Source organism: Micromonospora sp. WMMD967 (assembly GCF_029626165.1).
Lineage (GTDB): Bacteria > Actinomycetota > Actinomycetes > Mycobacteriales > Micromonosporaceae > Micromonospora > Micromonospora taraxaci.
This window is the reverse complement of sequence record NZ_JARUBK010000001.1, coordinates 1100600-1120883: the sequence shown is the minus strand read 5'-3', so window position 1 is coordinate 1120883 and position 20284 is coordinate 1100600. Positions and strand designations below refer to the sequence as shown.

The following is a 20284-nucleotide window of genomic DNA, read 5'->3' as shown; positions in this document are numbered from 1 at the left end:
CGCCGGGCACCGACCGCCGGGCCGCACCGCCCGGCGACGGGCCGCCCGGGGACCTGACCGTTCAGCGCATCCGGGAGACGATGCCCGTGTCGTAGGCGCCGGAGCGGAACTCCTCGTTGTCCAGCAGCTCGGCGAAGAAGGGCAGGTTGTTCTTCGGGCCGACGACCTGGAACCCGGCGACCGCTTCCTTCGCGCGTTCGAGCACCTCGTCGCGGGTCGCCCCGCTGATGATCAGCTTCGCCATCAGGCTGTCGTAGAACGGGGTGACGGTGTTGCCCTCGGTGTAGCCGGAATCCACCCGGACACCCACGCCGGCGGGCTCCACCCAGGTCTTCACCACACCAGGGCCGGGCAGGAAACGCTTCGGGTCCTCCGCGTTGATCCGCATCTCGATCGCGTGGCCGGCCGGCGTCAGGGCGTCCGGGTCGAACGTCGGCGCCAGCCCGGACGCCACCCGCAGCTGTTCCTCGACCAGGTCGATCCCGTAGACGTACTCGGTCACCGGGTGCTCCACCTGGAGCCGTGTGTTCATCTCCAGGAAGAAGAACTCTTCGGTGGCCGGATCGAGCAGGCACTCGACAGTGCCCGCGTTGCGGTAACCGACAGCCTCGCCGGCCCGAACCGCCGCCGCCAGAAGGCGGACCCGCAGCTCCGGCGAGACCGCCGGGGACGGGGACTCCTCGACCAGCTTCTGGTTTCGTCGCTGCACCGAGCACTCCCGCTCACCGAGCGCCACCACCCGACCGTCGGCCAGGCCGAGGATCTGCACCTCGACGTGGCGCACCCGGGGGAAGTACCGCTCGATCAACACCGACCCGTCGCCGAACATCCGCTCGGCGAACGCGCGCACCTTGTCGTACTCGGTGCGCAGCGCGGCCTCGTCGACGGCGACGCCCATGCCCATGCCGCCGCCACCGGCCGCGGCCTTGACCATCACCGGGTAGCCGATCTCGGCGGCGGCCGTCACCGCCGCGTCCAGGTCGGCGGCCGGGTCGGTGGTGCCCGGCGCGACCGGAACACCGGCCGCAGCCATCAGGTTACGGGCGTTGATCTTGTCGCCCATCGCGGTGATCGCGTCCGCGTCGGGGCCGACCCAGATCAGGCCACTGGCCTCGACGGTACGGGCGAACTCGGCGTTCTCCGACAGGAAGCCGTAGCCGGGGTGGATGGCCTGCGCGCCTGTCGCCTTCGCGGCGGCGAGGATCGCCTCGGTGTTGCGGTAGCTCAGGGCCGGGTTCGCCGGGCCGATGAGGACCGCCTCGTCCGCCTCCGCCACGAACGGCAGGTCGGCATCGGCCTCCGAGTGAACCGCGATGGCGCGGATGCCGAGCCGCTTGGCGGTCCGGATGATCCGGCGGGCGATCTCACCCCGATTGGCTACCAGCAGTGACTCGATCATGTTTCCTCCCGGCGTCCGGATGGTGGGACGGTGGTTAGGGAATCATGACCGACGAACCTCTGACGAGTCGGGCTCAGGCGAGCAACGCGGCAAGTGTCGCGCCGCGCAGCAGCTCGGCCCGGCGACGCCGGTCCACCTCACCGCCCAGGAACGGAGTCGAGTTCATCAACCCGAACGCGGCGTGCGCGAGCACCCGCGCCTCACCGTCGGGCATGCCCGGGTGCAGGGCGGTGAGCACTGTGACCCACTCCTCGACGTAGAGCCGTTGCAGGCGACGGATCCGCCGTCGCGGCTCCTCCGGCAGCCGGTCCAACTCGTGCAGGTGCAACGCGATCACCGCCGGGTTGGCCAGCGCGAACTCGACGTGGAAGTCGATCAGCGACTCCAGCACACCGCGCGGATCGTCCGGGTGCCCGGCGGCGCGTTCCCGCCCGCCGGCCAGCAACCCCTCACTGACCGGGATCAGCGCGGCGGCCAGCATGGCCTCCTTGCCGGCGAAGTGGTGGTAGAGCGCCGGACCGGTGACCCCCGCCGCCGCGCCGATGTCGTCCATCGACACACCGTGGTAGCCACGCGCGGCGAACAGACCAACCGCGATCTCCAGGATCTCGTCCTTGCGGGACCTGCGCCGGCCCGCGCCCGTGGCACCCCGTGCCTGCTGCTCCACCGTCACCGGGCAAGCCTAGACCGCGATCTGGCCCCGGTGGGCCGATGGTTGGCGAGCGGTTGAGCACACCTAGGCGCGGGCCCGCCGCGCTCAGTCGTCCGGGTCGAGGTCGTGCTCCGTTCGCAGCGCGGCGGCCTCGGTGGGCCGGTCCAGCAGATCCAGGGCACGAGCCAGCAGCCAGGCCGTCTGGCGGACCGGTCGCGAGTCGGCCGGCAGCCCACCGAGAACCCGTCGCAGGAGCGGCTCCGCCTCCGCCGGACGGTCCAGGCGAAGCAGCAGCTCACCGACGAGGATCTCCACCTGGGCAGCCTCACCGAAAGCCTCGATCGACCGTAGCCGGTCGGGCACCCCGTCCAGCCGAGCCAACGCCTCGTCCGGCCGGTTCTCGGTCGTCAGCACCCGCGCCCCGACCTCGGCGACCATCGCCAGCTCGTACGTCACCGGTGGCTCCGGCAGCCCGGCCAGGGTCACCGCCAGCGCGTCCGCCTGCTCGACGGCCCGAGTGGCCGCCGGCCGGTCGTCCGCCCAGAACCAGGCGTACGCCTCCCGCCGGCGCGCCCGCAACTCGTCCAGCGGCAGGTCGCCGAGCCGGTACGCCTCGGCGGCTGCGGCGAACCGCTCCGCGCCGGCCGCGTCCCGGTCCGCGTCGTAGAGGATGTCCCCGGCCTCCTCCAGCACCTGCGCCCGGTACGGAAGGTTGTCCGGACCGTCGAGGTTGTCGGCCAACTGCTCCAGCAGGGTGAGGGCCGGTTTGATCTCGCCGAGCCCGGCGTACACGCCGGCCAGCAGGTGCCGGCACCGGTCCGCCTCGGCCTGGGCGCCGAGCCGGTCGAGACCCAGGACCGCCTCCTCGGCGACCTCGGCCGCCTCGCCGAGCCGACCCACCATCCGGTACGCGTTAGCCAACTCCCACCGCAGGAACGCGTCCCCCTCTTCGCCCCGCTCCACGCAGAGCGTCACCGCCTCGACGAAGTCGTCCACCGCGTCGGCGGCCCGGCCGGCCGCGAGCAACGCACGGGCACGGGCAACGCGAACCGCCAACTCCGCTTCCGTCGGGGCCGACGCGAGCGCCTCGTCGCAGGCGGCCACCGCTTCGGCCGGGTCGTCCACCGTCCGGGCGTACGCCAGGGAAGCCGCCGTGACCAGCTCATCGACGCCCACGTCCCGGCCGATGCGGCGGGCCTCGGCAGCGGCGGCTCGCGCCTCGTCGAGACGTTCCGACTGCTCCAACACGTGCGCCCGGTGCAGCGCGACCCGGGCCGCCAGGTACCTGTCACCACCCGCGTCGGCGGGCACCCGGTCCAACGCCGTGAGCGCCTCGGCCCAGCGTTCCTGCTGAAGCAGCGCCAACGCCACCCGGTGGTGGGCGGCGGCCCGCTGCCGGGCGTCGCCGTCCCGGTCCAGCACCTCCGCTGCCTTCCGAACCAACGCCAACCCCTCGTCGGCGTCGTCGGAGCGGGCCAGCAGCACCCCGAGCCGCCCCGCGACCACCTGGGCGGACAGCTCGTCGCCCTCCGCCAGGTAAAGGTCCAGAGCCGCTCGGTTGGACTCGATCGCGCCCGGCAGGTCGTCCTCGTCGCCGCGCTCGGCCGCCCGCAACGCCATCCGCTGCGCGACGGTACGCGGCGGCAGGTCGGCTGCGCCGAACCGCTCGTCGTAGGCGGCCAACGCCGCCCGGAACGTGATCGGGTCGTGCCGACCCCAGCTCTGCTCGGCGAGGTCCAGGAGCTGGTCCGGCCCGGCGTCGGCAGGCACCGTCGGTGCGGGCGCCTCGGGCTTGCCGGCGCGCGTCGCGCCGTCGGCCAATAGCGGGAGGTCGCCGCGGTGGGACGTGGTCGACTCGTCCCCGCCCCTCGGTGGCGGGCGACGGCGGACGCTCGCGGACAACGGCAGGTGCTCGCCGCTCGGTCGAACGGCGAGCCGGCGGGCGACCCACTCCGACTGGTGGGTGGTGCCGTTGCGGGCGTCGAAACGCTCCGCCAACTCGGTGGCGGTCCGCGTCAGCTCGTCGGCGAGCACCGACGCCGACACCTCGCCGGCCGGTCGGCCCTCGGCGGCGCGGCGGTACACGGTCGCCGCGCCGCCCTGACCGGCCTGGCGCAGCGCGGCGGCAGCCGTCGCCGCGAAGTGCATCGCGGCGGCCGGCGACGGTGCCCGGTCCAGCCAGTCCAGATGCCGTTCGACCAACTCCACCGCCCGCGCCTCATTGCCGGTCAACGTGCAGAACTCGACGTGGTCGCCGATGTCCCACAGGTCGGCGAGGTTGCCGCGCAACCGGCGGTACGCCTCCCGGTGCGCGTCCCGCGCCGACTCGGCCCGCCCGGTCCGCAGGTACGGCAGGAGCAGCGCGGTGAGGATCGCCTGCGGCTGCTCGTTGCAGGTGAGCCGGCCGGCGAGCACCGGCTCGGACAGCGCCACCGCCTCCGCGTCCCGCCCGGTGTCGGCGAGGTAGTTCACCTGGCTCGTCGGGTCACAGCCGGCGCAGTCGGAGAGGTCGTCGCGCGGCGTGGTCTGCCAGAGCCGGTACCAGTGCGCGGCGGCCTCGGCGTCGCCCACGTGGTCGGCGACCCGGAACCGGTGCTTGTGGACGGTCTGCAGGCTGTGCCCACCGGCCCGGTAGCGGCGTTCCATGTCGTCCAACACCGCGTACGTGCGGTCGAGGGGCACCTCCGGGAAGTTCAGCAACCCGGTGACCATGTACTTGAAGTGCCACAGCAGGTTGTGCGCGTGACGTTGGTGGTAGGGCTGCGGGTCTCTGTCGAACTCGGACAGACACCAGGAGAACGTCACGAAGGACTTCGCGGGCTCGCCGCCGTAGATGTAACCGGCGGTGGCCTGCATCCGGGTGACGAAGGCCAGGTGCCGATCGTCGGCGGCGTCCACCCGGCGCAACAACTGCTCGAACGCGGCGATCTGCCCCGCCCCGTACGGCATGTCGGAGATGCCGCGCAACACCCGCCAGAGATCCTCGTCGCTCATGCTCGCCCCTGTCCTGGTACGGCCCGGCCGAGCAGGCCGAGGAAGGAATCGTTCAGCAGCGCCGCGTCGGCAGCGCGGATCGGATGGTGGCCGAGCAGCAGCGCCTGGCCGTACAACGCCTCGACGGCGAGCCCCACCAGCTCCGGGTCGGCCAGCGCGGTGACCCGGCGGACCAACGGGTTGCGGTGGTTCAGCACCAGCTGCGGACGGTCCGGCGGCGCGGTGGCGGCGAGAGCGTCGAGGACGCCGCCCCACAGTTCGTCGGCCCGGTCCCGGCTGGCCGCCAACTGGTCGTTGAACGCCGCCGACCTGCTGACCAGGTAGAGCGCGGGCAGCGACACCGGCTCGTACGCCCGGATCACCACCTCGCAGCCGGACCGTTCGACGGCCCGCTGCGCGGCGGCGAGGAACGGCCGCAGCGCCATCTCCACCTGCGGGTCGAGCGCGTCGAAACGGGTGGTCAGGTCACTCGGCTCCAGCCGTTCGATCAGCACCGAGCGGTCCACCGCCGGCAGCCGCTCGATCAGCTCGGTGTCGTACGTGTAGCCGCCGTTGACCACCGCCAGGTCCTGCGCGGCGGCCACCGCGGCGAGCTGCCGGAACTCGTCCAGGCTCGCCGCGTACCGGAGCACGCCGTAGCGCTCCCGGAACTCGGCGAGGGTGAGCGTGCCGACGTTGGTGTCCATCGGCCACCACCTGTCGACCAGCTGGAGCATCTCGTCGTCGTGCAGCGCCAGTGCCTTCACACCCAGGTGGTGCACCTGGAGGAACTCGGCCAGCCGGTGCGGGTCGTGCCGGGCCAGCCGGACCAGCCAGCCTCGTACCTGGTCGCCGAGCGCCTCCCGGGTGGTGGTCAGCAGGGTGTCCTCGTAGAGGGCCTCCCGGCTGGCGGTGGGGCGCAGCTCGGTGGCGTCCACCACGCAGTGCGCGAAGAAGGCCCAGTCCGGCAGCAACCCGTCGGCGTGCTCGGTGAGCAGCATCCGCTTGAGGTAGACCCGGTGCCCGGCACGGGCCGCCGGGTTCACCGGGGTGGGCAGGATGAAGGCGACACCGGTGAGCCCGGCCTCCGGCACGCTCAGGGGCAGCACGTCGAACGGGTCGACGCCGAGCGTCTCCCGGGCGTACGCGACAAGTGCCGCCCGGTCGACGGGCGCGCCGGGGGCGGTCGGCCAGGGCGGTTCGCCGGTGGTGGTGACCACGTCACCGACCCGGACGGTGACCGGCAGCAGTGACCCGAAGAGCCGGGCCAGGTCGGTGACGGTCGGGGTGGCGAACCACTGGTCGGCGTCGCGGCGCGGCACCAGCGTGACTGTGGTGCCCGGTTCGGCGCGGGAGGCTTCCGGTGGCGCCAGGCTCACCGCGTACCGGCCGTCGGCGTACCCGGTCCAGCGCACCGTGGGGTGGTCGCCGTTGCGGGTGAACACCTGGATCTCGTCGGCGACCAGGAAGCAGGAGAGCAGGCCGATGCCGAACTGGCCGAGGAACTCGTGCCGGGAGAAGCCGAGTTCGTCCCTCTTGGAGCTGCGGCCGATGGTGGCCAGCAACTCGTGCACCTGCGCCTCGGTCAGTCCGATGCCGGTGTCGTGCACCCGCAGCGTGCCGTCACCGGTCGTCTCCGGTGTCTCGATGCGGACCAGGGCCGGCGCGTCCGGCTGGGTCGAGCGCCGCGCGGTGATCGCGTCCACGGCGTTCTGCAGCAGCTCGCGCACGTAGACCCTCGGACTGCCGTAGAGGTGGTGGCTGAGCAGATCGACCACGCCACGGAGGTCGACCTGGAAGGTGTGGTCCACGTGCGTTTCTCCCCCGGTCCCGAAATGCCGGCGCCCACCGTACCGATGATCACCGACACGCGCGTCCCCCTTTCGCCCGGCGGCTTGACCCTCGACCAGGTCGAACCAGCACGGTCGCCGGATGACCTCCACAGCTCTGGGCCGGGACTTCCGGTTGCTCTGGTCCGCCGCCGTCTCGTCGCGGTTCGGGGACGCGCTGCGTACCCCCGCACTGGCCCTGCTGGCCGCGACGGTGACCCGCGATCCGCGGATCATCGCGGCGGTCACCGTGGCGGGTCAGTTGCCGCCGTTGCTCTTCGGCCTGCTCGGCGGTGTGTACGCGGACCGCTGGGACCGTCGTCGGACGATGGCGGTGGTCGACGGGGTACGCGCCGCCGTGGTGGCGGCACTGGCGGTGGCGGTCGCCCTGCACCGGGCCAGCGTCCCGGTGTTGCTGGTGGCGGCGTTCCTCCTCGCCGCGTTGGGCACTCTGTTCGACTCCGCCTCGTTCGCTCTGCTTCCCGCGCTGGTGCCACCGGACGCGTTGCCGAGGGCGAATGGCCGCCTCCAGGCGGGCGCCGCGGTTGCCGGGGGTTTCCTCGGGGCGCCGGCCGCCGGTGTCCTCTTCGCCGTCGCACCGGCCCTCCCGTTCGCCCTCGACGCCGTCACCTTCGCCGTGGCCGCGCTGCTCGTGCTGGCCCTGACCCCGGCACCCGTCGCGGGTACGCGGCCACGGTCCGGGGTACGGCGCGGGTCGGTGTGGCGTGAGATCGTCGATGGGCTGCGCTGGCTGTACGCGCACCGGACACTGTGGCGGGTCACGGTGCTCACCTCCGCGAGCAATCTGGCGATCAGTGGGATCATGGCGGTGCTGGTGCTCTACGCGCTGGACGTGTTGCGGGTGCCGCCGGCCGCGTACGGGCTGTTCGCCGCCGCCGCCATCGTCGGTGGCGTCGTCGGGGCGCTCGGGGCCGGTCGGCTCGCCGCCCGACTCGGCACCGTCCCGGCGCTGGGCGTGGTGCTCGCCGCGGAGACCGTGGCGTTGACGGGGTTCGCGCTGGCCCGGCATCCGGTGCCGGGCGGTCTCGCGTTGGCCGTGTTCGCCGCCGGCACCGTGGTGTGGAACAGCCTGTGGGCGTCGTACGGGCAGCGGAACGTGCCGGCCGGGCTGCTCGGCCGGGTCGGGGCGGCCCAGCGGATGGTCGGTCTGCTCACCGCCCCGGTCGGCGCGGCGCTCGCCGGGCTCGCCGCCGCCGCGTTCGGGACGGTGCCGGTGATGGGCGCGGCCGCGGGAGTGTTCGCGCTGGTCACCGTCGCGGCGTGGCGGGCACTGCGGCCGGTGTCGCCGGCCTAGGGCGGCCCGTCCCACCGGCTCAGCTCGGCGGCCCGTCTCACCGGCTCAGCTCGGCGTCTGTCTCCCGGTGGGAGAGCCCGGACAGGCGCAGCGCGATCCGCCGGCGGACCGGCGGCACCGCACCGATCAACCGGAGCAGCACGTCCCGGGCCGGCCGGCGCGCCGGGGGGACGGTGGCCAGCCGGGTCAGCCCGGCGGCGAAGCTCATCACGTCCTCGGCCATCGGCCGCTGCCGGGTGTTGTAGTCGTCGAGCAGCGTGTCCGGACCACCGTCGAACACGTCCGCTAGCGCGGTGCCGAGGGCGACCGCGTCGCAGATCCCGAGGTTCATGCCCTGCCCGCCGGCCGGGCTGTGCACGTGCCCGGCGTCCCCGGCCAGCAGCACCGACCCGGCTCGGAAGGTGTCGGCGATCCGGTGGTGGACCCGGAACCGGGAGCCCCAGAGCACCTCGGTCACATGGTCGGGTGTCCGTGCCGGGCCGCGTTCGTCGAGCAGCGCCTGGAGGTACGCCCGGTCCGGTGCGGGTGGGGCGTCCGCCACGGCGGCGACCAGGCGGACCACCCCGTCCGGCAGCGGCGCCCAGATCAACGGGCCGGGGCGGGCGAGGAAGAGAGCCGCCTCGTCGCGCGGCAGAACGCTTCGCACCCGTACGTCGGCGAGCACGAAGGACTCCTCGTCGCTGGGGCCGGTGAAGTCGATGCCGGCCAACTGCCGAACGGTGCTGTGCAGGCCGTCCGCGCCGACGACGTACCGGGCGCGCAACGGCTCCCCGTCGACCTGCGCGAGCACACCGTCGCCGGTGTCGGTGAGCCCGGTCAGTCGGCACTGTCGACGTACCTGGACGCCGAGGTCGGCGAGCTGCTCGACGAGCACCGCCTCGGTCACCGCCTGGGAGACCAGCAGCGCGTAGGGGTAGCGGGACGGCAGCTCGTGGAACGGCACCGTCAGCAGCACCCGGTCCCGGTCGCGCACTGTGAAGCGCGGCGTCCGCACCGCCTGGGCGATCAACGGCTCCGCCGCGCCGATCCGGTCCAGCACCTCCAGGGTGTACGCGTGCACTACCGCCGCGCGGGACGTCGTGGGCGGCTCGGCCAGCTTGTCCAGCAGTGTCACGTCGACTCCGCGTCGAGCCAGCGTCAGGGCGGTGGCGAGACCGGTGGGGCCCGCGCCCACCACCAGAACGTCGGTGCTCATGACCACCTCCAGACGATCGCTGCCAACACATGTTGGCAAACAGTTGTTGGCGACGTTAGAACCCTGCTGATTGCGTGTCAACACTTGTTGGCATACGGTCGTTGACGTGACAGTGCCCGCTCCGCCGACCCAACCCCGCCGCTCGGACGCGACCCGGGCGGCGATCCTGCGAGCGGCCCGCGAACGATTCGCCGCGGACGGCTACGAGCGCGCCACGATCAGGGCCATCGCCGCCGACGCCCAGATCGACCCGTCGATGGTCATGCGCTACTACGGCAGCAAGGAGGGTCTCTTCGCGGCGGCAGCCGAGTTCGACCTACGCCTGCCCGACCTGACCCCCGTCCCGCCCGAGCAGCTCGGCGAGACGCTCGTCCGGCACTTCCTCAGCCGGTGGGACGGCGACGAGACCCTCGTGGCGCTGCTGCGGGCCGCCAGCACCAACCCCGGTGCCGCCGAACGCATGCGCGACATCTTCGCCAACCAGCTCACCACCGCGGTGGCCGCCTTCGGCACCGACCCGACGACGACCGCCCGCCGTGCGGGTCTGGTGGCCAGTCAGGTCCTCGGCCTCGCCTTCACCAGGTACGTCGTCCGCCTGCCGCCCATGGTGGACACGACACCGGAGGACCTGGTCTCCTGGATCGCACCGACCCTCCAGCGCTACCTGACCGGAACACCGGGAAGCTGACCCAACCTTTTCCCTCCCCCCGTGCGTCTGGCAGGTGACGCGCATCGGGACGGCCGGGAGGAGGGCGGATGGCACCGAAGGGTGACGACGGGCGCGACGGCTACCTCGCCTTCGTGGAGAGCCACCAACACCGGCTGCTCCGCGCGGCGTACCTGATCTGCGGCAACCAACACCAGGCCGAGGACCTGCTCCAGGACGCGCTCCTGAAGCTCGCCCTGCGATGGGGCTCGGTCCGCAACGCCGACCCCTCCGCGTACGTGCGGGCCATCCTCTACCGCGACTCGGTGTCGTGGTGGCGACGTCGTCGGCGGGAGTGGCTCAGCGCCGCGCCGCCGGATCAGGTGGCCCACGACCGGGACGGCGCGCTACGGCTGACACTGCACGACGCGCTGGGTCTGCTGCCCCCACGGCAACGGGCCGTACTGGTGCTGCGCTACTACGAGGACCTGACCGAGGTCGCCACCGCCGAGGCGCTCGGGGTGACCGTCGGCACCGTCAAGAGCCAGTGTCACGCGGCGCTACGTCGACTCCGCGAGGTCGCACCGGACCTCGCTCGGGACACCCGACCGAGCCAGGGCTCGGCCGACCTGGCCAGCGGTCTGGAGGTGAACCCGTGAACGAGCAGGACCTACGCCGACTGATGACCGTCAGTGTCGAGGACGTGCTGCCCAGCCGACCGGCAACCGCCGGATGGGAGCGGGCCCGCCGCACCCGGCGTACCCGAAAGGCCGTCGCGGCGGCGGCGCTGGCCGTGGCGCTCGTCGGCGGTGGCATGGTGGCCGCCCTGCGCTCCTCCGCCGATCGTCCGCCGGTCATTCCGGTGGCCCCGACCGCCGAACCCACCCACAACGGCCCGGTCCAGCGGCCGCCCGACAATCTGACCTACCTACCCGACCCGTTGAACCGGCTCGGCAGCCCGGCGACGGTGCCGCTCTCCGAGCGACCGGTCCAGCGGGCGCGGGCGCTGTTCCAACCGGTCGACGAGGAGAACCGCGCGGACGGGCCGGTCCGGGTTCTCGGCGACGACGGCGTGGTGCGCAGTCTCGACGTGGTGACGTTGGCGCCCACCCGGGACGCGAGCGGCAACGAGGCGGTCGCCCTGAAGCCGGGAGTGCTGTCGCCGGACGGCCGGTCCGCCGCGTTCGCCCAGAACGACGAGTTGGTCCTGGTCGACCTCACCACGGCGGACGTCCGCCGCATACCGATTGAGGGATACCTGGAGTTGGTCGTGTGGGCGCATGACCGGGTGCTGGTCGGGGGCGACGACCGGACGTACGCGGTGGACCGGGTCACCGGGGTCGCCACCCTGATCGACGTGTCGACCTGGGTCCTGGCCGCACCCGACCCGGAGGCCGGCCGTGACGCCCCACTGGTCGAGATGATCGGTGAACGGGACGCCCTGAAACTGCGCACCAGGACCGCCCGCGAGGCGCAGATCCGTTCCGAACAGCCCATCACCGGGCGCGCGCTGCCCTCGCCGTACGCGATCAACGAGTTCTACGGCCGGGGCTGGCTGCACGGCGAGCGGCTGGCCAGCGCGGCGTGGATCACCAGCGGTGAGATCGACGGCGCCGAAGGGGTGGCCGTGCTGGACGCACGGACCGGCGCCGTGTCCCATCTGCTCGACCTGGGCCGGGATCGGGCCAAGGGCTGCTGCGAGGTGCTGGGCTGGGACAACAAGGGCTCGGTGCTCCTCCGGCTGGAGCCGGCTGCCCTGGCCCGTTGGAACCCGGAGACCGGCGAGATCACCGGCATCGTCCGCGACCTACGGGGGGCGATGGCACTTGCCAGCTGACGGCCGTCCCCACGCGACCGGGGCAATCGCGTGGGGACGGCCGTACGGCTCAAGCCGCGAGGCCGCTCAGCCTGCTCAGGAGGCGAGGCCGCCGGGCTGGTCGCCCTTGACCACAGGTGCCCGGACCAGGTTGCCCCACTCGGTCCACGACCCGTCGTAGTTGCGCACCTGCGGGTAACCCAGCAGGTGCCGCAGCACGAACCAGGTGTGGCTGGACCGCTCACCGATCCGGCAGTACGCGATCACGTCGTCGGCCGGGCTGAGCCCGAGCTGGTCGGCGTAGATCGCGCGCAGCTCGTCGGCGGACTTGAAGGTGCCGTCGTCGTTGGCGGCGGACTTCCACGGCTTGCTCACCGCACCGGGAATGTGCCCGCCGCGCAGCGCGCCCTCCTGCGGGTAGTCCGGCATGTGCAGCGTCTCGCCCGTGTACTCGCCCGGCGAACGGACGTCGACCAGCGGCCGGCCGGCGGCGATGTGCGCCATGACCTGCTCGCGGTACGCCCGCAGCGGCGCGTCGTCGCGCAGCGGCACCGGGTATTCCGCGCGCGGTCGGGTCGTCTTGTCGCGGGTCACCTCGCGGCCCTCGGCGATCCACTTCTGCCGACCGCCGTCGAGCAGCCGCACGTCGGCGTGACCGAAGAGCGAGAACACCCAGAGGGCGTACGCGGCCCACCAGTTGAAGTTGTCGCCGTAGAACACGACGGTGTCGCCCCGACCGATGCCCTTCGCGGCGCACAGCTCGGCGAAGCTCTCGGCGTCCAGGTAGTCCCGGGTCACCTGGTCGTTCAACTCCAGGTGCCAGTCGACCTTCACGGCACCGGGAATGTGACCGGATTCGTAGAGCAGCACGTCCTCGTCGGACTCGACGACGACGAGGCCCTCGTCGCCCAGGTGCTCGGCAAGCCACTCGGTGGTGACCAACCGTTGCGGGTCCGCGTACGACTGGAGGCGGGGATCGGGATCGCTCGGCACAGACATGATCCCCAAACTACGCCGCAACCCGACCGGACGACCCGCCATCGAGCATCGGGGACGACACATGTGGCGTGGGGAACGTTCGTGGGTGCCGTTCAGGCGCGGCGGTGAACGATCCGACCGGCGACCACGGTCACCAGACAGGCACCGTCGACACGGTGGACCGCGAGGTCCGCGCGCCCGCCCGGAAGCAGCGCCACCGACACCGCGACTGGCAGCACCAGCAGGTCGCTCCTGTCGACGGCGGCCCGCAGCGGCGGGTCGGTCAGGTGCTCTGCCACCACCGCCGTCACCCCGTCGCGCAGCAGCGCGTGCACCCGCTCGCGTGGGGTGGGCGCCGGCGGCAGCGGGCCGTCGTGCAACAGACCCGGACCCAGGGTGCCGGGCCACCGGCGAATTCGAACACCCGGGTACGCCGCCGTCAGCTCGGCAAGCGGCCCGACGGCCTCGATCCGGTCGCCGCCCACGAGTACGGCGTGCTCCGGCACCGGCTCGCCGACCCGGTCGCGCCGCAGCAGCGGCGCGGTGTGCAGGGTGAGCATGTTCAGTCGACGATGGGCCCGAGCAGCGGACGCTTGGCCGTCACCGTGTCGCCGGACGACCGGCCGGTGAGCCGACGCTTCACCCACGGCGCGAGGTGCTGACCGGCCCATCGCAGGTCGGCGGCGCGGGCGGCCAGCCACGGTGACGGGGCCGGGTGCGGCGGGACCATCAGCCACTCCTCGTCGCAACCCACTCCCAACGCGTTCAACACCTGCCCCGCCACCCGCCGGTGGCCGGCCGCGGAGAGGTGCAGCCGGTCGGTGCTCCAGAGCATCGGGTTGAGGAAGGTGTCGTCGGCGTACAGGTCGACCATGATCGCGCCGTGCCGCTCGGCGGTCTCACCGACAGCCTGGTTGAGCAACTGCACCCGGGGAGCGACGAGGCGCTGGCCGGGCAGCCGGGCCATCACGTCGGCGAACCGGAACAGCAGCACATCCGCGCCACCGGAACGCAGTTGCCGGACCACCTCGTCGAAGCGGGCCACCAGCGTGTCCGGGTCGAAGGTGCGGCGCAGAACGTCGTTGCCACCGGCCGCGAAGCTGATCAGGTCGGGCTTCATCGCCACCGCCGCCGGCACCTGCTCGGCGACCACCCCGGGGAAGAGCCGGCCCCGGATGGCCAGGTTCGCGTACCGGAAGTCGGGGCCCGCCTCGGCGGCGAGCCGGGTGGCCACCAGGTCCGCCCAACCCCGGAAGGTGCCGTCCGGGTACGCGTCGTCCATTCCCTCGGTGAAGCTGTCCCCGACCGCGACAAAACTGCGCCAGCGCACCCGCGCCCCCTTACGCCACTCGTTGCCTGCGGCGACAAGTCTGTCACCGGAGGCGTCACCGGCACCGCCCCGATCGACGGACGTGGCGGAGGTCATGGCTCAGCCGCGCGACACCCCGGTCTGGCGACCAAGTCGACCGGAGGGACCGGCCACCCCCGTGAGCGGCCGGTCCCTCGTCGTCACCGGTGGAAGTCCACCGGTTGGCTCAACCCAGCAGGCCGCCCCATGGCTGACCGGCCGGGACAGCCGCGTCGGCCTGCACCCGGCCGTCAGCGCCGTAGCGGACCAACCGGTACGCCGGCGCGTCGTCCGCCGGGGTCGCGGTGTTGACCTGGACCACCAGGCCACCATCGGCCAGGATCATCGCCTTGACGGCCTGGCCGTGGCCGTTCGGCTCGCTCCAGGCCCGCTTGAGCGGCGTCAACTCGGTGGCCTTCCCGCTGGCGGCGTCCACCCGGTAGGTACGGAACCGCCAGCCGCACCCACATTCGCCGGCGTTGGGCACGTGCGTGCTGATGACGAGGGACCGACCGTCCCGGGAGATACCGGCCACCCCGTCGATGACGAGGCCCTTCGGCACGCTCGGCGTGATCGAGCGTTCGGTGCCCCGCTCGCCGCGGATTCGCACCGCTCGGTCGGTGAACTGCGCGATCGACCCGGCGGACACCGTCGGGCAGCTCGCCTGCCGGGTGGCGACCACCTTCCGGCCGGTGCCGTCGGCGTTGACGGCGACGACGGTCCAGTCCTTCTCCCGGCCCAGGCCGAACAGCACCCGGTCGGAGTCGAGCCAGCTCGGGGCGCAGGTCTGCTGGCCGTGCGTCGGGATGGCGCGCTGCTTGGTCCCCTCGAAGTCGCTGATCAGCAGCCGCTCGGCGGACGCCTCGACCCACGCGGCCCGTCGGCCGTCCGGCGCGACGGCGATCTGCCCGGCAGCCGTACCGTTGCCCGGGCGGCCCTCCCGCACCTGCTGCCAACGCCCGTCCGAGGTACGCCGCCAGACCCGGGCCGGGTCGTTCTGCGCCGCGCCGTACTCCTGGGCGGTGTACCAGGTCAGCTGCGGCCACTGGGGCGAGCCGCCGGCCGGGTCCGCCGGGGCCGTAGTGATGGGGGCGACGCCCGACCCGGAACCACCCGCCCCGCCGACCGAGGTATCACTGGTCGCGGGAAAGGCACCGTCGTTTCCGGCGGGAGTCGACGCGCGGTCCGGCCCGGCGGAACCGCAGGCTGTGACAGCAACCGACAGGAACAGCAGCGCGGCCGTACCGACGAGGGCGCGGTAACGACGGGCGGGCTGGGTGAACGGGCCGAGGTTCATGGTGGTACTCCTTCATGGAGTTCGCTACCGAGCGGGACACCACCCAAGACGTGCCCCTGGTCGTGGTGAGTTGCCCCCGCCGGACGCCGCTATCCGACAGTCGGATCCGACCGCCCCGGCAACCATTTCCGCAGATCACCAACGGTGATCGGCGCGCTGCGGCGACCGATGCGCGGACCGCAAAGGGCGGGCCACCCGGAGGTGACCCGCCCTTCGCCCTGCTTGGTCGTCAGCTCACGACGGCCAGGATCTGCATGTCCTTCAGAGCCGCCGGCTCTGCGGTCTCGGAGATCTTCCTGCCGTCCTCGCCGACCAGCAGCACGGCGTACCCGTTGCCGCCCTGGACCCGGACGACCATCGACCCGTCGGTCTGGAAGTGGACCTGCCGCACCTCGCGCCCACCCAACGGCAACCCGATCGTCTTGCCGGTACGGGTGTCCAAGACGACATTGACCCGTAGGTCGCGAGCACCGTCGCCAGAATCCCCAGCTGACCGGGCCCGCAGCAGGGCGATCCGGGAGCCGTTCGGGGAGAGGCTGACAACGTCTCTGGTGTGCCACCCGCCCGGGGAGAAGCCGGGAACGACTCGTTTCTTCCTGCCGTCGGCCCCGTAGAGGGTGACCCCGTAGTCGGTGGTCATGGCGATGGTCTGACCGTCCGCCGCCCAGAAGGCGTTGCAGCCCTCGGGGTCGGTGGCCCACCAGCTCACGGTTCTTCCCGCTGAACGCATGTCCACCACGCCGTACCGGCCAGGGCCACCCGATGACCTCAACTCCCGGAACAGCAACTGCCGACCATCCGGCGACCAGGCCGCCCCGACGCAGTACGGATCGACATTCGCGCGCACCTCCTGCCTGTCCGAGCCGTCGACGTCGGAGACGAAGAGTTCGTTCTCGGGGCTCACCCAGGCCACCCGGCGACCGTCCGACGAGACGCCCGAGTTTCCCCTCATCGCGATGTCGGGCAGCGCCAGCAGCCGAACCGGGCTTTCGCCGGGGTGCCAGGACCGAAGGTTCCACGTCTGCTCGCTGGTCACCTCGACAGGCCCGTAGAAGAGCTTGCCGAACTCCGCCGTCGGCGTGTTCGGGCTGGATCCACCGTCGGGGGAGCCGGGTGCTCCGCTGGTGCTGGTGGACGGCGTCGAGCTGGGCGACTGCGTCGGCGTCGGGCTTGCCGTGACCGACGGGCTGTCGGCGGGCAGTGGGGCCGGGGACTGATCAGGCCGAACGGCGAAGGCGGTGCCGGCCGCCGCCGCGATCAACACCAGAGCGGCGGCCGACGTGGCCACCGCCCGTTGGATACCGAGCCGTCGGGACGTCCGTAGGGTCCGGTCCCGCAGGTCGACCACGGTGACCTCCTCGGCCAGCTCGGTGAGATCGAGCCGGAGGCGCTGGTCGTTCATTGGGCGCTTCCTTCCAGGACGTACAGCTCGGCGAGTTCGGGCGCGACGACGCGCAGCTTGGCCAGTGACTTCGCCGTCTGGCTCTTCACGGTGCCCACGGTGACGCCGAGAAGATCGGCGGTCTCGGCCTCGCTGCGGTCCTCGAAGAACCGCAGCACCAGCACGGCCCGCTGTTTCGGGGAGAGCTTCGCCAGCGCGGCCCGGAGAGTGAGCCGCAGGCTGGTCTGTTGGGCGTGGTCCGGGCCCGAGTCGCCTCCGCGTGGCTCGGGCAGGTCGCCCGGCATCGACTCGGGTACCCGGCGACGCCGCCACCAGGAAACCTGTAGGTGGTACATGGTTTTGCGGGTGTACGCCTCGGCGTTGCCGGCGTGGTGCAGCCGGTTCCAGGACCGGTGTGTGCGGGCCAGAGCCGACTGGACGAGATCCTCCGCCAGGTGCTGGTCACCGGTGAGTAGATAGGCCGAGCGCAGCAACGCCGGCGTGCGAGTACGGACGAACGAGTCGAACTCACTCAGTAGAGGGTCCACACGGGCCGATCCTTCGGGTAATGAGGCTGGGGCGGTGTGCTGCCTTCCCAGACGCGAGTCGACACGGCGATGGTTGCCGCCGGCGATTCCCGGTCCACGCCACCGGATTCGCCCGAATTGGGTCGCCCGGCCGGCCGGCACGGCCCTAGGCTGCGCCCATGCTGCTACGCATGTCGACCCTGTTGCTGCGGACCCTGCGCGAGGATCCGGCCGACGCGGAGGTGCCGAGCCATCGGCTGCTGCTGCGTGCCGGCTACGTCCGTCGTGCCGCACCGGGCGGCTACACCTGGCTGCCGCTGGGCAAGTTGGTGCTGGACCGGATCACCCAGGTGGTCCGCGACGAACTGGTCGCGATCGGCGACCAGGAGGTGCACTTCCCGGCGCTGCTGCCCGCCGAGCCCTACCGGACCAGCGGCCGGTGGACGGAGTACGGCGATCTTCTCTTCACCCTCGCCGACCGGCGCGGCGCCGAGCACCTGCTGGCGCCCACCCACGAGGAGATGGCGGCGCTGCTGGTCAAGGACCTGTTCACGTCGTACCGGGACTTCCCGGTGACGCTGTTCCAGGTGCAGACGAAGTTCCGGGACGAGGCCCGACCCCGGGCCGGTGTGCTGCGCGGCCGGGAGTTCCTGATGAAGGACGCGTATTCCTTCGACCTGGACGAGGCGGGGCTGCGCGACGCGTACGCCCGGCATCGCGCGGCGTACCGGCGGATCTTCGACCGGTTGGGTCTGGACTACACGGTGGTGCACGCGATGTCCGGCGCGATGGGCGGCTCCGCGTCGGAGGAGTTCCTGGCGACGACACCGGTCGGCGAGGACACCTATGTCGGCTGCACCGCCTGCGACTACGCGGCCAACACCGAGGCGGTGGTCACCCGGGTGCCCGCCGCCGGTGATCCGACCGTGCAGCCTCCCGTCGAGGTGCACGAGACGCCGGAGACGCCGACGATCGCCAGTCTGGTGGAGTTGGCGAACGCCCGCCGGTTGGGCGGTCGGGACGGCTGGACCGCCGCCGACACCCTGAAGAACGTCGTGCTGTCCGTCCGTCAGCCGGGCGCGGACCGGGCCGAGCCCCTGGTGATCGGGCTGCCCGGTGACCGGGAGGTCGACCTCAAGCGGGTCGAAGCCGCCCTGCACCCGGCCCAGGTGGCCGTCTTCGAGGAGTGGGCCGAGCATCCCGAGTTGGTTCGCGGCTACATCGGGCCGCAACTGCTCGACAAGCTGGGCGTCCGTTACCTGGTCGATCCTCGGGTGGTGGCCGGCTCGGCGTGGCTGACCGGGGCGAACGAGCCGGGCCGACACGCGACCGATGTGGTCTGCGGTCGGGACTTCACGCCGGACGGCACTATCGAGGCGGCCGAGGTACGGGCCGGTGACCCCTGCCCGACCTGCGACGACGGTGAGCTGACCATCCGGCGGGGCATCGAGATCGGGCACATCTTCCAGCTCGGCCGCCGGTTCACCGACGCGTTCGCCGTCGACGTGCTCGGACCGGCCGGCAAGCCGGTCCGGCCGACGATGGGTTGCTACGGCATCGGGGTCTCCCGGGCGGTGGCGGCAGTAGCCGAGCAGCACCACGACGACCGTGGGTTGGTCTGGCCGGCGGCGGTCGCGCCGTGCGACGTACACCTGGTGGTCGCGGGCAAGGGCCCGCAGCTCGACACGGCGCTGGAGCTCGGCGGGCGTCTCGCCGCCGCCGGCCTGCGCGTGCTTGTCGACGACCGCACGCACGTCTCGGCCGGGGTCAAGTTCACCGACGCCGAGCTGATCGGCATCCCCCGGGCCGTCGTGGTCGGCCGCCGACTCGCCGACGGGTACGTCGAGCTGCGCGAGCGGGCCGGCGACGGGCGCTCCGAGCTACCGCTGGAAGGCGTGGTCGAGCGACTCGTCCACGAGGTACGCCAGGAACGTGGAAACCTGGTGTAGCTGCCGCGTCACGGGGTAGTGCTGTCGGATCGGTGGAAACGTCTTCGGAGGCTCTCGTGACCGAATACCGGGTCAGCGACGTGATGACCAAGCAGGTCGTGTATCTGCCGGTCGAAACCACCCTGGACGAGGCGGCCAGGGTGATGAAGGAGGCCGACATCGGTGACGTGGTGGTCACCGATGGCGCCAGCCTCGCCGGCATGATCACTGACCGGGACATCGTGGTGCGGGCCGTGGCGGAGAACAGCTCCCCGGCGGCCACCACCATCGGCTCGATCGTCACCCGCGAGGTGGTCATGATCGAGCAGCACTGCACCGCGGGTGAGGCGGCGGCGTTGATGCGGGACCGGGGCATCCGGCGGGTGCTGGTCTGTGACAGTGATCGCAAGCTGGTCGGGATCGTCTCGCTCGGCGACCTGGCCATGCAGCTCGACCCCACCAGCGCGCTGAGCGAGATCAGCGAGCAGTCGCCGACCGTCTGACGACGTGCGGGCCGGCGCGGTCGGCTTGTTCGCGAGGGCCCCGCACGACGGCGGTAGCCTCGACGCATGGCTGACATGCCGGCCCGACTGGCCGAGATCGTCGACGAGTTCGCCGCGGCGCCGCGCGACCTGGTGCTGGAGATGCTCCTGGAGTACGCGGACGTCATCCCGGTGCTGCCGGAGGGCACTGCCGAACGCGAGGGCATGGAACAGGTGCCCGAGTGTCAGACGGCGTTCTTCCTGCGCGCGAAGGTGACTCCGGACGGCACCGTCGAGACGCTCTTCGACTGCCCGCCGGAGGCACCCACCACGCGGGCGTTCGCCGGGATCCTCGCCGAAGGGCTGGCGGGTGCCAGCGCGGAGCAGGTGCTGGCCGTGCCGGACGACCTCTACCAGCGGATGGGCCTGGCGCAGGCGATCAGCCCTCTGCGGGTTCGTGGTGGCACGGCGATCCTGGGTCGCCTCAAGCGGCAGATCCGGGAACAACTCGGCTGACC

Annotated in this window: 18 protein-coding genes; 7 read left to right on the top strand and 11 right to left on the bottom strand. The window is 72.2% G+C overall.

Features of this window, described 5'->3' with window-relative positions:
• Nucleotides 1–61: 61 nt before the first annotated feature.
• From O7631_RS05355 to O7631_RS05340, 4 genes are all read right to left on the bottom strand, one after another.
• Nucleotides 62–1399: a biotin carboxylase N-terminal domain-containing protein gene (locus tag O7631_RS05355; protein WP_278143265.1), complete on the bottom strand. Its 1338-nt coding sequence runs from the start codon at nucleotides 1397–1399 to the stop codon at nucleotides 62–64.
• 73 nt (nucleotides 1400–1472) lie between these two features.
• The gene (locus O7631_RS05350) at nucleotides 1473–2072 is read right to left on the bottom strand and encodes a TetR/AcrR family transcriptional regulator (protein ID WP_269681744.1); all 600 of its coding nucleotides are present in this window, start codon (nucleotides 2070–2072) and stop codon (nucleotides 1473–1475) included.
• Nucleotides 2073–2156: 84 nt separating this feature from the next.
• Nucleotides 2157–5045, bottom strand: a complete 2889-nt coding sequence (locus O7631_RS05345) for a hypothetical protein (protein WP_278143264.1) — start codon at nucleotides 5043–5045, stop codon at nucleotides 2157–2159.
• Nucleotides 5042–6835: an HSP90 family protein gene (locus O7631_RS05340; RefSeq protein WP_278143263.1), complete on the bottom strand. Its 1794-nt coding sequence runs from the start codon at nucleotides 6833–6835 to the stop codon at nucleotides 5042–5044. The genes O7631_RS05345 and O7631_RS05340 overlap by 4 nt, the downstream gene beginning before the upstream one ends.
• 121 nt (nucleotides 6836–6956) lie before the next feature.
• Here O7631_RS05340 and O7631_RS05335 point away from each other — a divergent pair, with 121 nt between their 5' ends.
• Nucleotides 6957–8168, top strand: coding sequence for an MFS transporter (locus O7631_RS05335; protein ID WP_278143262.1), 1212 nt, complete (start codon nucleotides 6957–6959; stop codon nucleotides 8166–8168).
• Nucleotides 8169–8205: 37 nt separating this feature from the next.
• On the opposite strand, the gene O7631_RS05330 is transcribed toward O7631_RS05335, so the two are convergent.
• The gene (locus tag O7631_RS05330; RefSeq protein ID WP_278143261.1) at nucleotides 8206–9363 is read right to left on the bottom strand and encodes an FAD-dependent oxidoreductase; all 1158 of its coding nucleotides are present in this window, start codon (nucleotides 9361–9363) and stop codon (nucleotides 8206–8208) included.
• 106 nt (nucleotides 9364–9469) lie between these two features.
• Here O7631_RS05330 and O7631_RS05325 point away from each other — a divergent pair, with 106 nt between their 5' ends.
• From O7631_RS05325 to O7631_RS05315, 3 genes are all read left to right on the top strand, one after another.
• Nucleotides 9470–10051, top strand: coding sequence for a TetR family transcriptional regulator (locus O7631_RS05325; protein ID WP_278143260.1), 582 nt, complete (start codon nucleotides 9470–9472; stop codon nucleotides 10049–10051).
• 68 nt (nucleotides 10052–10119) lie between these two features.
• A complete protein-coding gene (locus O7631_RS05320; protein WP_269681750.1) occupies nucleotides 10120–10668 on the top strand; it encodes a SigE family RNA polymerase sigma factor in 549 nt (182 codons plus the stop codon).
• Nucleotides 10665–11846 (top strand): hypothetical protein, encoded by a 1182-nt coding sequence (locus O7631_RS05315; RefSeq protein WP_278143259.1) that lies wholly within the window; start codon nucleotides 10665–10667, stop codon nucleotides 11844–11846. Before O7631_RS05320 ends, O7631_RS05315 begins: the two co-directional genes overlap by 4 nt.
• A gap of 75 nt (nucleotides 11847–11921) precedes the next feature.
• Here O7631_RS05315 and O7631_RS05310 read toward each other — a convergent pair whose 3' ends face one another.
• The 6 genes from O7631_RS05310 to O7631_RS05285 all read right to left on the bottom strand — a co-directional run bounded on the left by O7631_RS05310 (nucleotide 11922) and on the right by O7631_RS05285 (nucleotide 17377).
• A complete protein-coding gene (locus O7631_RS05310) occupies nucleotides 11922–12824 on the bottom strand; it encodes a sulfurtransferase (protein ID WP_278143258.1) in 903 nt (300 codons plus the stop codon).
• Between the two features lie 92 nt (nucleotides 12825–12916).
• Complete coding sequence (locus tag O7631_RS05305; protein ID WP_278143257.1) at nucleotides 12917–13363, bottom strand: hypothetical protein; 447 nt, start codon at nucleotides 13361–13363, stop codon at nucleotides 12917–12919.
• A gap of 2 nt (nucleotides 13364–13365) precedes the next feature.
• Nucleotides 13366–14133, bottom strand: coding sequence for an SGNH/GDSL hydrolase family protein (locus tag O7631_RS05300; RefSeq protein ID WP_269683721.1), 768 nt, complete (start codon nucleotides 14131–14133; stop codon nucleotides 13366–13368).
• Nucleotides 14134–14338: 205 nt separating this feature from the next.
• On the bottom strand, nucleotides 14339–15448 hold the full coding sequence (locus tag O7631_RS05295; RefSeq protein WP_278143256.1) for a hypothetical protein: 1110 nt from the start codon (nucleotides 15446–15448) through the stop codon (nucleotides 14339–14341).
• Nucleotides 15449–15677: 229 nt separating this feature from the next.
• On the bottom strand, nucleotides 15678–16850 hold the full coding sequence (locus O7631_RS05290; protein WP_278143255.1) for a hypothetical protein: 1173 nt from the start codon (nucleotides 16848–16850) through the stop codon (nucleotides 15678–15680).
• On the bottom strand, nucleotides 16847–17377 hold the full coding sequence (locus O7631_RS05285; protein WP_278143254.1) for a SigE family RNA polymerase sigma factor: 531 nt from the start codon (nucleotides 17375–17377) through the stop codon (nucleotides 16847–16849). Before O7631_RS05285 ends, O7631_RS05290 begins: the two co-directional genes overlap by 4 nt.
• A 158-nt stretch (nucleotides 17378–17535) precedes the next feature.
• On the opposite strand from O7631_RS05285, the gene O7631_RS05280 reads away from it, so the two are divergent.
• The 3 genes from O7631_RS05280 to O7631_RS05270 all read left to right on the top strand — a co-directional run bounded on the left by O7631_RS05280 (nucleotide 17536) and on the right by O7631_RS05270 (nucleotide 20282).
• Nucleotides 17536–19305: a proline--tRNA ligase gene (locus O7631_RS05280; protein ID WP_278143253.1), complete on the top strand. Its 1770-nt coding sequence runs from the start codon at nucleotides 17536–17538 to the stop codon at nucleotides 19303–19305.
• A gap of 56 nt (nucleotides 19306–19361) precedes the next feature.
• Nucleotides 19362–19787: a CBS domain-containing protein gene (locus O7631_RS05275; protein WP_278143252.1), complete on the top strand. Its 426-nt coding sequence runs from the start codon at nucleotides 19362–19364 to the stop codon at nucleotides 19785–19787.
• A 66-nt stretch (nucleotides 19788–19853) separates the two neighbouring features.
• Nucleotides 19854–20282 carry a SufE family protein gene (locus O7631_RS05270; protein ID WP_278143251.1) on the top strand — a complete coding sequence of 143 codons (429 nt, stop codon included), beginning with the start codon at nucleotides 19854–19856 and terminating at the stop codon, nucleotides 20280–20282.
• The last annotated feature ends 2 nt before the right edge of the window (nucleotides 20283–20284 follow it).

What these genes read in the sequence shown, in the direction of transcription:
- O7631_RS05355 (WP_278143265.1), bottom strand. Translation starts at nt 1,399, where the DNA reads ATGATCGAGTCACTGCTGGTAGCCAATCGGGGTGAGATCGCCCGCCGG.
- O7631_RS05345 (WP_278143264.1), bottom strand. Translation starts at nt 5,045, where the DNA reads ATGAGCGACGAGGATCTCTGGCGGGTGTTGCGCGGCATCTCCGACATG.
- O7631_RS05335 (WP_278143262.1), top strand. Translation starts at nt 6,957, where the DNA reads ATGACCTCCACAGCTCTGGGCCGGGACTTCCGGTTGCTCTGGTCCGCC.
- O7631_RS05330 (WP_278143261.1), bottom strand. Translation starts at nt 9,363, where the DNA reads ATGAGCACCGACGTTCTGGTGGTGGGCGCGGGCCCCACCGGTCTCGCC.
- O7631_RS05320 (WP_269681750.1), top strand. Translation starts at nt 10,120, where the DNA reads ATGGCACCGAAGGGTGACGACGGGCGCGACGGCTACCTCGCCTTCGTG.
- O7631_RS05310 (WP_278143258.1), bottom strand. Translation starts at nt 12,824, where the DNA reads ATGTCTGTGCCGAGCGATCCCGATCCCCGCCTCCAGTCGTACGCGGAC.
- O7631_RS05305 (WP_278143257.1), bottom strand. Translation starts at nt 13,363, where the DNA reads ATGCTCACCCTGCACACCGCGCCGCTGCTGCGGCGCGACCGGGTCGGC.
- O7631_RS05295 (WP_278143256.1), bottom strand. Translation starts at nt 15,448, where the DNA reads ATGAACCTCGGCCCGTTCACCCAGCCCGCCCGTCGTTACCGCGCCCTC.
- O7631_RS05290 (WP_278143255.1), bottom strand. Translation starts at nt 16,850, where the DNA reads ATGAACGACCAGCGCCTCCGGCTCGATCTCACCGAGCTGGCCGAGGAG.
- O7631_RS05280 (WP_278143253.1), top strand. Translation starts at nt 17,536, where the DNA reads ATGCTGCTACGCATGTCGACCCTGTTGCTGCGGACCCTGCGCGAGGAT.
- O7631_RS05270 (WP_278143251.1), top strand. Translation starts at nt 19,854, where the DNA reads ATGGCTGACATGCCGGCCCGACTGGCCGAGATCGTCGACGAGTTCGCC.